This window comes from Arthrobacter sulfonylureivorans (genome assembly GCF_047607445.1).
Lineage (GTDB): Bacteria > Actinomycetota > Actinomycetes > Actinomycetales > Micrococcaceae > Crystallibacter > Crystallibacter sulfonylureivorans_A.
The window spans coordinates 15,567-27,656 of the sequence record NZ_JBLKRT010000031.1 but is presented as its reverse complement, the minus strand read 5'-3'; the positions used below and the strand labels follow the sequence as shown (position 1 = coordinate 27,656).

Annotated in this window: 11 protein-coding genes; 6 read left to right on the top strand and 5 right to left on the bottom strand. The window is 66.8% G+C overall.

Annotated elements, in window-relative coordinates; translation table 11 throughout:
* Positions 1-23 precede the first annotated feature (23 nt).
* The 6 genes from ACMX2H_RS14695 to ACMX2H_RS14670 all read left to right on the top strand — a co-directional run bounded on the left by ACMX2H_RS14695 (position 24) and on the right by ACMX2H_RS14670 (position 8,500).
* Positions 24-1,031 (top strand): glycosyltransferase, encoded by a 1,008-nt coding sequence (locus ACMX2H_RS14695; protein ID WP_414961386.1) that lies wholly within the window; start codon positions 24-26, stop codon positions 1,029-1,031.
* The gene (locus tag ACMX2H_RS14690; RefSeq protein ID WP_414961384.1) at positions 1,028-2,530 is read left to right on the top strand and encodes a hypothetical protein; all 1,503 of its coding nucleotides are present in this window, start codon (positions 1,028-1,030) and stop codon (positions 2,528-2,530) included. The genes ACMX2H_RS14695 and ACMX2H_RS14690 overlap by 4 nt, the downstream gene beginning before the upstream one ends.
* Positions 2,531-2,707: 177 nt before the next feature.
* Entirely contained in the window at positions 2,708-3,733 is a 1,026-nt protein-coding gene (locus tag ACMX2H_RS14685; protein ID WP_414961383.1) for a 3-oxoacyl-ACP synthase III, read from the top strand.
* On the top strand, positions 3,727-6,591 hold the full coding sequence (locus ACMX2H_RS14680) for an alpha/beta fold hydrolase (protein ID WP_414961382.1): 2,865 nt from the start codon (positions 3,727-3,729) through the stop codon (positions 6,589-6,591). Before ACMX2H_RS14685 ends, ACMX2H_RS14680 begins: the two co-directional genes overlap by 7 nt.
* A 122-nt stretch (positions 6,592-6,713) precedes the next feature.
* Positions 6,714-7,676 (top strand): NAD-dependent epimerase/dehydratase family protein, encoded by a 963-nt coding sequence (locus tag ACMX2H_RS14675; RefSeq protein WP_414961423.1) that lies wholly within the window; start codon positions 6,714-6,716, stop codon positions 7,674-7,676.
* An 8-nt stretch (positions 7,677-7,684) separates the two neighbouring features.
* A complete protein-coding gene (locus ACMX2H_RS14670) occupies positions 7,685-8,500 on the top strand; it encodes a serine hydrolase domain-containing protein (RefSeq protein WP_414961380.1) in 816 nt (271 codons plus the stop codon).
* A gap of 2 nt (positions 8,501-8,502) precedes the next feature.
* Here ACMX2H_RS14670 and mutM read toward each other — a convergent pair whose 3' ends face one another.
* The 5 genes from mutM to galU all read right to left on the bottom strand — a co-directional run bounded on the left by mutM (position 8,503) and on the right by galU (position 12,046).
* Entirely contained in the window at positions 8,503-9,501 is a 999-nt protein-coding gene (mutM, locus tag ACMX2H_RS14665; protein ID WP_414961378.1) for a bifunctional DNA-formamidopyrimidine glycosylase/DNA-(apurinic or apyrimidinic site) lyase, read from the bottom strand.
* On the bottom strand, positions 9,494-10,213 hold the full coding sequence (gene rnc / locus ACMX2H_RS14660; protein WP_136786607.1) for a ribonuclease III: 720 nt from the start codon (positions 10,211-10,213) through the stop codon (positions 9,494-9,496). The genes mutM and rnc overlap by 8 nt, the downstream gene beginning before the upstream one ends.
* 11 nt (positions 10,214-10,224) lie before the next feature.
* Positions 10,225-10,428 carry a 50S ribosomal protein L32 gene (gene rpmF / locus ACMX2H_RS14655; protein ID WP_127511582.1) on the bottom strand — a complete coding sequence of 68 codons (204 nt, stop codon included), beginning with the start codon at positions 10,426-10,428 and terminating at the stop codon, positions 10,225-10,227.
* Between the two features lie 2 nt (positions 10,429-10,430).
* A complete protein-coding gene (locus ACMX2H_RS14650) occupies positions 10,431-10,994 on the bottom strand; it encodes a YceD family protein (protein ID WP_414961375.1) in 564 nt (187 codons plus the stop codon).
* A gap of 119 nt (positions 10,995-11,113) precedes the next feature.
* Complete coding sequence (gene galU, locus ACMX2H_RS14645; protein WP_414961373.1) at positions 11,114-12,046, bottom strand: UTP--glucose-1-phosphate uridylyltransferase GalU; 933 nt, start codon at positions 12,044-12,046, stop codon at positions 11,114-11,116.
* Between the last annotated feature and the right edge of the window lie 44 nt (positions 12,047-12,090).

Sequence of the window (12,090 nt, the reverse complement as noted above, 5' to 3'; positions counted from 1 at the left end):
GTCCGGAGAGGAGTGAACCTCCCGTGTCAGATACAGCTAGCTTTCCGGGGCAGCGAATTGCCGCCATCGTTCCCTGCCACAACGAAGAACGGACAGTTGCCGCTGTGGTCCGGGATCTACAGCAGGCGGTCCCGGGAATCACGGTCTACGTCTACGACAACAACAGCTCCGACCGCACCGCGGAGCTCGCCGCGGCAGCCGGAGCCATCGTCCGGTACGAAGCGCGCAAGGGCAAAGGCAACGTGATCCGGCGGGCCTTTGCGGACATCGACGCCGATATCTACGTGACCATCGACGGCGACGACACCTACGAGGCCGCGGCCCTGCCCCGCATGATCGAAGCCTTATTGGAGGGCCCGTACGATCACGTGCTGGGTGTCCGTTCCTCAGGAGGAGCCGGGTCCTACCGCCCGGGGCACGAAATGGGCAACCGCGTGTTCAACCGGGTGGTCAGCCTCCTCTTCCGCTCCCAGGTTTCGGACATGTTGTCCGGGTACCGGGTGTTTTCCCGCCGCTTCGTCAAGTCCTTCCCCGCCGTCTCGAAGAAATTCGAGATCGAAACCGAGCTCACCGTGCACATGACCTCGCTGCGTCTGCCGCAGGTCGAGGTCGAGGTGGGATTCGGCGAACGGCCGGAGGGAAGCGAAAGCAAACTCCATACCTACTCGGATGGCTTCAAGATTCTGTACCTGATCCTGCAGCTTGTCCGCCACGAACGGCCGACCCTGTTCCACGGCCTCATTGCCGCAGCGCTGGCGCTGGTCTCGCTCGGGCTGGGCCTTCCCGTGGTGCTCGAGTTCTTCCAGACCGGCTTTGTCCCCCGCTTCCCGACGGCGATCCTGGCTGCCGCCCTGATGGGGCTGGCGGTTCTGGTGGGCAGTATCGGCATGATCCTCGACGCCTTGAAGCGCGGACGGCGTGAAGCAGCGCGGTTGGCATACCTGCGCCTGGACCCGCCGCCGCACCCGCAGGATGGAGACGTGGTGCCGCGGGCGGCCGAAGCGGTTCGTTTTGACCGGACGCAGAAGTGACCGGTCCATCCGCCCGCTCACCGCGAGGCGACACCGGCAGCCCCGCGGCGCGCATCCCGTGGACGGCGCCGGACTACTGGTGGCTCTCCGCTCTGGGCGCTGTGGCCCTGCTGGCGACCGCGTTTCTGTGGGTGGCGAACCGGCCGGGACGCATGACCAATGATTCGGCGCATCAGCTCCAGCAGGTCTTCGGCCGGATTCCGCTGGACGACTGGCACCCCGCGATCATGACGGTCAGCTGGACCGGCTTGTACCGACTGACCGGTGAAATCAGCTCGATGGTGCTGGTGCAGATCGGGTTGGCATTCCTGGCCGCACTGCTGCTGGCGGTCTACCTGCACGATCTCACCCGGAGCAGGCTGGTGTCCTGGCTCGCCCTGGTTGTGCCTTTGCTGCCGTTCACCATCACGTTCCTGGGTGTGCTGTGGAAGGACGTGCAGATGATGCTCGCGTTCTTTATCGGCACGGTCCTGATCTTGCTGGCCGAGCGTTTCCCCGCCCTGAGGTACCCGCTTCTGGGCCTGGCGCTGCTCTTCCTGCTCTACGGCGCCATGGTCCGCAAGAACGCCTTCTTTGCGATCCTTCCCCTGGTCTTCCTGCTGTACCGGGCGTGGCGCAACGGATCACCGAAGCTCCGCACACGGCTGACCTCGACCCGGACCCGCTTGCTCGGCGGCTACGCGGCCGCCGCCGTCGCGTTCCTGGTGCTGTTGCTGGGCGCCGGTTCAGCCTTCAACGCCGCCTTCCAGCCCAAGCCAACGGGGCAACTGAATCAGGTTTTCCTGGACGACATCATCTTCACGGTGCCTGCCCGGGACATTCGGGCCGCGGACCTCCCGCAGGAACTGGAAGACAAGTTGCTGCACGCCCGCGCTGTCTGCCAGGCCGACGACGTGATCTGGGATGCCTACTGGAAGTGCTACGGCCGCGGGGCCACCGGCAAATCGTTCGAACCGATCGCTTACCAGCCCGAAGTCCGCGATTTGTGGTTGAGCGAAGTGGTCACCCACCCGGTCCGCTGGGCCTATTACCGCGCGCAGACCTATTCCCGGTTCCTGTTCGTCGGCAAAAGCGAGTACGCCCCCATCACGGCGGGCCGCCATGCAGTCCCCGCCGAGTACCACGTAGCGCCCACCAAAGCCGACAGCATCCTGACCGACTACGTTGTGGAACTGGGCGCGAAAACGTTCCCTTGGTTTTTCAGGGCATGGTTCTGGCTGGCTGCCGCCGGAGCCATCATCCTATTACTTCCCAGGGCTGGATATCTGCGGCCGCAGATCGCGGCGCTCGGCTGGTCTGCGCTCCTTTACCTTCTCGGTTACATCCCGATAGTCCCCGCCTCAGATTTCCGATACAGCTATTGGCCCGCCGTCGCCTGCACGCTTGCCGGAGTGCTCTTTTTCGCAGACCGGCGCCTGAATAAGAAACGGCAGCAAACGCCTGCCGCCGGAGTGGATCCGGCCGGCCATTCGGTGCGCGATTCTCCGGTCTCCGAATAGGCGAGGGGGGCGCCGAAACGTTCCGCGCAGCAGTAGCAGAGACAATTGCCACAAACCAATGCGTTTGTCCGTATGTGCGGAACGCTGGCGCGGGGTGCATAGTTAAGACTTCGGGTGCCCATACCGGATTCTCCGCGTACAGGTGACCGTCCCCGACAGACGAATAAAGGCTGGATATTGAGCGGTAACGCGACGTTTCGACATGACAATGCGGCTTTGCTGGCCGTCTCTAGCGTGGAGGCGCCGGTAGCCGTCAGTTCCGCCGAGTTTGATGAGCGCCTCGCTCCCAGCTTGAAGCGCCTGAAGCTCTCCCGGAAGTTGCTGGAACGCGTTGCCGGCGTGACTGAGCGCCGCTGGTGGTCACCCGGTTCATCCTTCGACGACGCCGCCATTGAAGCCGGTGCCAAGGCCATGGCCGAAGCCGGCGTGGAGCCGGACCAAATCGGACTGCTGATCAATACGTCCGTGACGCGCGTAAACCTGGAGCCGTCAGTCGCGGTGAAGATCCATCACGGCCTGGGTCTCCCGTCGTCGGCCATGAACTTCGACCTGGCCAACGCCTGCCTGGGCTTCGTCAACGGCATCACCCTGGCCGCCAACATGATCGACTCCGGCCAGATCAAATATGCGTTGATCGTCGCGGGCGAGGACGCCCAGCCCACCCAAGAGACCACCTTTGAACGCCTGAACCGGCCGGATTCCACCCGCGCCGACTACCTGCGCGAATTCGCCACGCTGACCCTGGGCTCGGGGGCAGCCGCAGCCGTGATCGGCCCCGCGGACGTCCACCCCGAATCCCACCGGATCCTAGGCGGCGTCTCGCGTGCCGGCACCGAGCACCACGAACTGTGCGTCGGCGGACCCGCCGGAATGTTCACGGACACCAAAGGGCTGCTGGACAACGGGCTGGAACTGGTGGTCAGCGCCTGGCACGAGGCCCACCGCGATGGGTGGAACTGGACCGCGATGGACCGCTACGTCACGCACCAGGTCTCCACGTCCTACACCAACGCGATCATCAAGGCCGTCGATCTGGTCCGCGAGCGCGTGCCGATCACCTTCCCGAAGTGGGGCAATGTGGGACCGGCCTCGCTCCCCATGACCTTGGCCCAGGAGTCGCAGACCCTGAGCAGCGGCGACCGCGTGCTCTGCATGGGGGTCGGCTCCGGCCTGAACACCACCATGATGGAGATTGCGTGGTAGCCAACCCCCTCTGGCCCGGAGTCGACCCGGCCTGGTCCCGGTGTGTCCGCGTGCCCTCCACCGCCGCGGTGGATCCGGCCGGCAGCGCGCACACCTGGCACCTCTTGGACAACGGACCGCAGCTGGCCGAACGCGGAATAGAGCCGGCCGGCACGCTGCTCTGTGTTCACGGCAACCCGACCTGGTCCTACCTCTGGCGCACCGTGCTGGCCGCAGCCGACGACGCCGCGGCTCCATGGCGCGTGGTCGCCGTCGATCAGTTGGACATGGGATTCTCCGAGCGCACGGGGCGGTTCCGCCGGCTGGAAGACCGGATCACGGACCTCGGCGATCTGACCGCCGAACTTGGCATCACCGGTCCGGTCGTCACCGTCGGGCATGACTGGGGCGGCGTCATCTCGCTGGGCTGGGCCACCCGTCACCGCAAGCAGCTCGCCGGCGTCGTGCTGACCAACACCGCCGTCCACCCCGCCGGCTTCGGCCTTCCCGCGCCGCTGAAACTCGCACTGCACCCGGCCGTCCATCAATGGGGAACGACGACGTCGGCCGCCTTCCTGCGCGTCACCCACGCCTTGGCGCGTCCTCCCCTGGAAAAGGACGTCAAGGACGCGTTCATGGCACCGTACCGGCACGCCGCGCGGCGCACCGGCGTGGGCAACTTCGTGGCGGACATCCCGGCCGACGAGGGCACGCCCAGCTGGGGCACGTTGGTCGACGTGGCCGAGGGCATCCGCACACTGGACGTTCCGGCGCTGATCATGTGGGGCCCCAAGGACCCGGTCTTCTCGGACCGCTACCTGCGCGATCTGATGGACCGGCTGCCGCAGGCGGACGTGCACCGCTTCGAAGGCGCCGGCCATCTCCTCCCCGAAGACCGCGACATCGCCACCCCCCTCTTCACCTGGCTCACCACCTCGGTGGTGAAGGAGGCTGACGAGGGGCCCGCGGCGGATGCTTTTCCCGCCGTGGGAAGTCAGCCGACGCAAGCGAGCGCCCCGGTGGTCGACCAAGCGAGCGCGAGCGATCCCGTGGAGACCCGCGTGGAGACCCGCGCGGAGACCTTCCGCCCCATGCTCGCCGAACTCGTCGAGCGCCGCACCGACAACTCCCCCGCCGTCGTGGACATGGCGCCTCTCGCCGCCCCCGGCGCCGGGCCGCGGACCCTGACCTGGGCCGAGCTGGCCGGACAGGTGGAGCTGCTGGCCGACGGACTTGCCGGGATCGGCGTGAAGGCCGGCGACCGGATCAATCTGCTGGTCCCGCCGGGCATCGAACTGACCAGCCTGATTTACGCCTGCCTGAAGCTCGGCGCCGTTATCGTTGTGGCCGATGCCGGGCTCGGACCTGCCGGGCTCAGCCGCGCCATCAAGGGTGCCGGCCCCAAGTTCATCGTCGGCATCGAACGAGCCTTCGTTGCCGCCCGGCTGTTCAACTGGCCCGGCCAGCGAATCAGCGTCACCGACCTGGGCGAAGCCAAGCGCAAGCTCTACGGAATCGCGCACACCGTGCCCGAACTAGTAGAAGCCGCCGCAGCGAACTCGGCCCCAGCGCTCGACCGGTCTCTACTCGGCGCTGGCGCGCCTCCGTCGACCACCGACAACAGCGCCCCGGCGCTCGTCCAAGCGAGCGCCCCGGTGGTCGACCAAGCGAGCGCCAGCGAGCGCGCGGAGACCCGCGTGGAAACCCAGTCGGAGACCTCCGCCCCCGCCCCCGGCCCCGACGACGACGCCGCCATCCTCTTCACGTCCGGTTCTACCGGTCCGGCCAAGGGCGTGGTGTACACGCACCGGCAGCTGGCCGCGATGCGGGACACGCTGAAGGACACCTACGGGTTGGAGGCGGGTACATCGCTAGTGGCCGGCTTCGCGCCGTTCGCCTTGCTGGGCCCGGCCCTCGGCGCCACCTCGGTCACCCCGGACATGGACGTCACCGCACCGAAGACCCTAACCGCTGCTGCCCTGGCCGATGCCGCCGCCGCAGTGCACGCCACCGCGGTGTTCGCCTCGCCGGCCGCGCTGGCCAACGTCCTGGCCACAGCCGATGACCTCACTGATGAACACCGGGTGGCGCTCTCCAGCGTGGATCTGCTGCTCTCCGCCGGCGCCCCCATTCCGGAACCGCTGCTGGCCAAGGTTCAGTCGCTGGTGCCGTCCGCGACCCTGCACACCCCCTACGGGATGACAGAGGCGCTGCCGGTCACGGACATCAGCCTGGAGGGCATCCGCGCAGCCGGGTCCGGCAACGGCGTCTGCGTCGGCACTCCGGTGTCGGGGGCCACGGTGGCCATCGCCCCCGTAGCTGCCGACGGTAGTGTTTCCGACCAGCCGACCACCGATTCCGGCGTCACGGGCGAGATCCTGGTCAGCGCCCCGCATGTCAAGGACCGCTACGACCGACTCTGGATCACCCAGCAGCACAGTGCGTCCGTGCCCGGCTGGCACCGCACCGGCGACGTGGGGCATCTCGACGACGAGGGGCGGCTCTGGGTCGAGGGTCGACTCGCGCACATCATCACTACCGCGTCCGGCGTCGCCACACCGGTGGCCGCCGAGCAAGTGGCGGAAACGCACGACGGCGTCCGACTGGCTGCCGTGGTCGGCGTCGGTCCGGTGGGCGCCCAAGTACCGGTTGCGGTCTTGGAAACGCTGCCGCCGGCCGCCAAGCCGGGAACCGCTCCGCGCGATCTCGGCGAGGAGGTGCGCGCCGCCGTCGCACGCTGTACTGGTCTGGATCTTGCCGCAGTCTTGGTGGTGCCTGAACTGCCCACCGACATCCGGCACAACTCCAAGATCGACCGGGCCAGGCTTGCCGACTGGGCAACCCGATCGCTGGCCGGCGGAAGGATCCGCAAGCCATGACCAAAAAGACCCCCCCGGTGGTCGACCAAGCGAGCGCCCCGGTGGTCGACCAAGCGAGCGCCAGCGAGCGCGTGGAGACCCGCCCGGAGCCCAAGACCGTCCTGGTCACGGGCGCCAGCGGCATGCTCGGTGGCGCCGTCGCACGGTTGCTGCTGGACCAGGGCCACCAGGTCAGGACCTTCCAACGCCGGCCCGCCGACGTCGGACCCGCTGCCGAGACGGTGCTGGGTTCGTTGACCGACCCCGACACCGTCGCCCGGGCCGTCCAGGGTGTGCACGCCGTCATCCACTTGGCCGCGAAGGTCTCCTTCACCGGCGAGTGGAGCGAGTTCGTGGCGACCAACATCGACGGCACCCGAACCCTGCTGGCGGCGGCAAAATCCGCCGGCGTGCGCGACGTCGTGTTCGTTTCTTCCCCGTCCGTGGCGCATTTCGGCAAGGCGATCGCCGGGGCCGGAGCCGGAACCGCTGATCCGGAGCGGGCCCGCGGCAACTACGCCCGGTCCAAGGCCGCCGCAGAGCTTCTAGCCCTCGCCGAGGATGCCCCAGGCTTCCGGGTTGCGGCCATCCGCCCGCACGTTGTCTGGGGCCCCGGCGACACCCAGCTGGTGGAGCGGGTGGTGGCACGGGCCCAGGCCGGCCGCCTGCCCCTGCTGGACAACGGCGCGGCCTTGATTGACACCACCTACATCGACAACGCCGCGGCAGCCATCGTCCGGGCGCTCGACCGGATGGATCAGGCGCATGGCCAGGCCCTGGTGGTCACCAACGGCCAGCCGCGCCCGGTCGGCGAGCTAATCGCTGGCATCTGCACTGCCGCCGGCGTGAAGGCGCCGGCCTGGTCGGTCCCGGGCTGGCTGGCACGCGGTGCCGGTTCTGTCATCGAGCGGGCCTGGACTGCAGCCGGAAAGCGCGGACTGGTCAAGGACGAGCCACCGATGACCAGGTTCCTGGCCGAGCAACTGTCGACGGCCCACTGGTTCGACCAGCGCCGCACCCGCGAGGTGCTGGACTGGAGACCTGAAGTCAGCATCGAGGACGGGCTGCGCCGGTTGGCAGCCCACTACTCCGGAACAACGAGCTAGGAGACACTGTGGAGAGCGTCAAACTGATCGAGTCGTGGCCGGTGGACCATGCGGCCACCGCGGTCGTCGGCGCGGACGGTTCCGTTGTGGCTGCACACGGCGATCAGCAGCGCCGTTTCCCGCTGGCCTCGGTCACCAAACTGCTCAGTGCCTATGCTGTACTGCTGGCGGTTGAAGAGGGCGCACTGGAACTGGACCAGGATGCGGGCCCGGAGGGCGCCACGGTACGGCATCTGCTGGCCCACTGCGCCGGTTACGATTTCGGCGACCGCACAGTCCGCTTTGCTCCGGGAGCCCGACGGCTTTACTCCAACGCCGGTTTCGAAGTGCTCGGTGAAACGCTGGAATCCGCTGCGGGCATGAGCTTCGCGGAATACCTCCGGGAAGGCGTGCTGGCTCCGCTCGGCATGTCGGACACCAGTCTGGACGGCTCCCCCGCCGCCGGCGCCACCTCCACCGCCGCGGACCTTTCCCGCTTTGCCGCCGAGCTGCAGAACCCCTCGCTGCTGGCCCCGTCCACGCTGCAGGAAGCAACCAAGTTGGCCTATCCCGGCCTATCCGGCGTGCTGCCCGGCTTCGGGCGACAGCAGGACAACGACTGGGGCCTGGGCTTCGAGATCCGCGACCACAAGGACCCGCACTGGACCGGCGCGACCAGTTCCCCCAACACCTTCGGCCACTTCGGCCAGTCCGGCACCTTCCTCTGGGTGGACCCCGACGCCGGCGCCGCCTGCGTCGCGCTTACCGACCGCGCCTTCGGACCCTGGGCCGCGGAGGTCTGGCCGAAGTACACGGACGCCGTGCTGGCGGAACTGCAGAATTAGGCCTACCAGCGGCCGTTGCGGGGCCTCGGCTGGCAGACGGGGCAGGTGTAGGACGAACGGTTCATGAAGGTGTCGCGGCGGATCTTGGTGGAGCGGCCCAGTTCGCTGCAGCGGTAGCAGGGCTCATTTTCCCGGCCGTAAGCGTTCAGGTGCCGTTCGAAGTAGCCCGATGCGCCGTTGACGTTCACGTAGAGGGAATCGAAGCTGGTGCCACCGGCCGCCAGCGCCTGCGTCATGACCTCGCGGCAGGCTTCGAGAAGGCGTTCCGCGTCCTTGCGGCGGAGCGTTTCCGTGGGGCGGGCGTAGTGCAGCTTCGCAGCCCACAGGGCCTCGTCCGCGTAGATGTTCCCGATGCCTGAGACCAGGGCCTGGTCTAGGATCGCGCGCTTGAGTCCGGTCTTGCGGGCACGGAGGCGCTGGTAGAAGGCATCAAAAGAGAAGGCTGGGTCCAGCGGGTCCCGGGCGATGTGTGAGGCTTCAACAGGAATGAGCGCCAGGCCGGTCTCGGAGATGCCGCCGGCGTGGCCGTCGCGGGTGGGCGCCAGATCTGCCAAGAACATTCCGCCGAAGATCCGCTGGTCAACGAAACGCAGCTCAGCCGGCATGGGAGAACCGTCAGCGTCACTGGCCGGGCTCAGCGTCAGCCGCACCTTGAGGTGCTTCTCGTCCGGTTGAGCGCTGTCCTCGACCAGCAACTGGCCGCTCATGCCGAGGTGCGCCATCAGCGCGAGCTTGGGCCGGGTCTCCACGCACTCGCTAGCGCTCGCTTGGTCGACCACCGGAAGGTCAGCCGCTTCCTGCAGCGGCATCCAGAGAAACTTGCCGCGCCGGACGACGTCGACAACGTGCGCGCCAATCAGGTTCCCACGAAGGTCATCGGCGCCGAGGAGGTGCCGACGGATGGAGCGTTCATCAAGGACGTCGACGCCGGTGATCGTCCGGCCGCGGACCCACTGGGCCAGCCCGCGGCGGACAACCTCCACCTCAGGCAGCTCAGGCATCTGATCCGCTGTTCTCCGTCACAGGTTCAGAGAACGAACCGCGCAGGTCGCGCCACGTCGAGGCGGCGGCTTCCTGTTCGGCTTCCTTCTTGGAGTGACCGGTCCCCTGGCCGTGTTCGGCGGTGCCGATCAGCAGCGTGGCGACAAACGTCCTCGCGTGGTCCGGGCCCGAGCCCTCCACACGGTATGTCACGTTGCCCATCTTCCGGGCTGCTGCCAGTTCCTGGATGCTGGTCTTCCAGTCCGTCCCGGCGCCGAGGGCTTCGGCGTCCGCCAGGAGCGGTCCGATCAGGCGCATCACCAGCTGGCGGGCGGTCTCGATGCCGTGACACAGGTAGGTGGCACCGAACAGCGCCTCCATGGTGTCCGCAAGGATGGAAGACTTGTCTGCGCCGTTGGTCAGCTTCTCGCCCTGTCCGAGCAGCACATGCTGTCCCAGATCCAGCGAGCGGGCAATCCCGGCCAGCGCACGCGTGGACACCACTGCGGAGCGCCGCTTCGCCAACTCGCCCTCGGGCAGGTCCGGGTTGTCCCGGTACAGCGCATCGGTCACGGAGAAACCAAGAATCGAGTCGCCCAGAAACTCCAGGCGCTCGTTCGTGGGCAGGCCGCCGTGTTCGTAGGCGTAAGAACGGTGGGTTAAAGCCAGACGGAGCGTCTCGGCGTCGATATCGACACCGAGACGCTCCAAAAGCTCTTCAGTTGAAGGCATGCCGGACGTTGTTACGCGTCGGCTACCTTGCGGCCCTTGTACTCAAGGAACAGCGCGGTGCCTGCCGAGTCGGTGACAACCTTGGCCTGGTGCGGCAGGCTGTAGGTGACACGGCCGTTCTCAACGGTCTTGACCAGGTTGGGCGCAGTGGCCTTCCACTGGGACCGGCGTGCGCGCGTATTCGAGCGGGACATCTTCCGCTTGGGAACAGCCACGGCTAACTCTCTTCTCTCTCGTCTGACTCTTTACTTTTCGGCGCCTCGTCGGCGGCCGTGCCGGCCAGCCCTGCAAGGGCTGCCCAGCGAGGATCCACTACCTCATGATGGTGACCCGGATCCTCTTCAAGGCGAATCCCACATTCTGGGCACAAGCCTTGGCAGTCTTCCCGGCACACCGGCTGGAACGGCAGGGCGGTCACCACTGCGTCCCGCAGCGCCGGTTCGAGATCGATCAAATCGCGCTCAACCCGCCGCTGTTCGTCCTGTTCTTCTTCCTCGAGGAGTTCAGCGTCCTCGTAGTAGAAGAGTTCTTGCACATTAACGTCAAGGTCGTACGCGATGGGATCCAGGCATCGCCCGCACTCGCCCGTGACAGCCACGGATACAGTGCCGGAAACCAGGATTCCCTCGTGCACGGCCTCAAGCTTCAGATCCAGCTCCATATCGGAGCCTTCCTGAACGCCAATGAGCGCTGCCCCGAAGTCCTTCGGCGCAGCAATATGTTCTTCAAGAGTCCGCATGCTGCCCGGGCTGCGCCCGAGATCTTTGACCGCAAGGGTCAAAGGCGAACTTTGATCATGGTTCAAGACCAATGTACTGAAAACTCCTCAAGAACATACGACCGACGTATCATCTTAGCCCGAAACTCCCGCCGGCCCAAACCGGCCGTCCGGCCCGGGCGTCAGTCTTGCCCAGCCGCCGCCAAGGGCGACTCTGCCTGGATCTGCTCCGCAAGGTCGAGGATCCAAGAACGCAGCTCGGGTCCTAGATCTTCGCGTTCGGTAGCCAACGAGATGACTGCCTTGATGTAGCTGAGCTTGTCGCCGGTGTCGTAACGGCGCCCCTTGAAGACCACGGCATACACACCGCCGCCGTCCTCCTCGGACTTGGCCAGGGTCTGCAGCGCGTCGGTCAGCTGGATTTCGCCGCCGCGCCCCGGCGCGGTCTGCTCCAGGACATCAAAGACGGCGGGGTGAAGGACGTAGCGGCCAATCACGGCCAGGTTCGACGGCGCGTCGGCGGTGGCCGGCTTCTCCACCAAACCGTGGACCTTCACGTGCTCGGCGCCCTCAACGGGGCTGACGTCCGCGCAGCCATAGGCGCTGATCTGTTCCGGATCGACTTCCATCAGGGCGATGACGGAACCGCCAGTCGCCTGCTGCACAGCAATCATCTCCGAGAGCAGTTCGTCGCGCTCGTCAATGAGGTCGTCACCCAGCAGGACGGCGAAAGGTTCGTCTCCAACGTGCTGTTTGGCACGGAGAACGGCGTGGCCCAGCCCCATGGGATCGCCCTGGCGAACGTAGTGGATATCTGCCAGTTCGGAGGATTCGCGGACGGCGGCCAGCTTCGCGAGGTCGCCCTTGGCCTCCAGCGTCTCCTCGACGAACGGCACGCGGTCGAAGTGGTCTTCCAAGGACCGCTTGTTGCGCCCGGTGATCATCAGGACGTCGGTCAGGCCCGCACGCGCAGCTTCTTCGACGACGTACTGGATGGCCGGCTTGTCGACGACCGGCAGCATTTCCTTGGGCATGGCTTTCGTCGTCGGCAGGAACCTGGTTCCCAGGCCTGCAGCCGGGACGACGGCTTTACGGACTAATGGAGCATGAGACATGGGTACGAGATTAGCCGACGCTGCCACTCAGTCGTAATCGCCCG

Coding starts and splice junctions, on each gene's coding strand:
- ACMX2H_RS14675 (WP_414961423.1), top strand. CDS start 6,714: ATGCTCGGTGGCGCCGTCGCACGGTTGCTGCTGGACCAGGGCCACCAG.
- mutM (WP_414961378.1), bottom strand. CDS start 9,501: ATGCCTGAGCTGCCTGAGGTGGAGGTTGTCCGCCGCGGGCTGGCCCAG.
- rnc (WP_136786607.1), bottom strand. CDS start 10,213: ATGCCTTCAACTGAAGAGCTTTTGGAGCGTCTCGGTGTCGATATCGAC.
- galU (WP_414961373.1), bottom strand. CDS start 12,046: ATGTCTCATGCTCCATTAGTCCGTAAAGCCGTCGTCCCGGCTGCAGGC.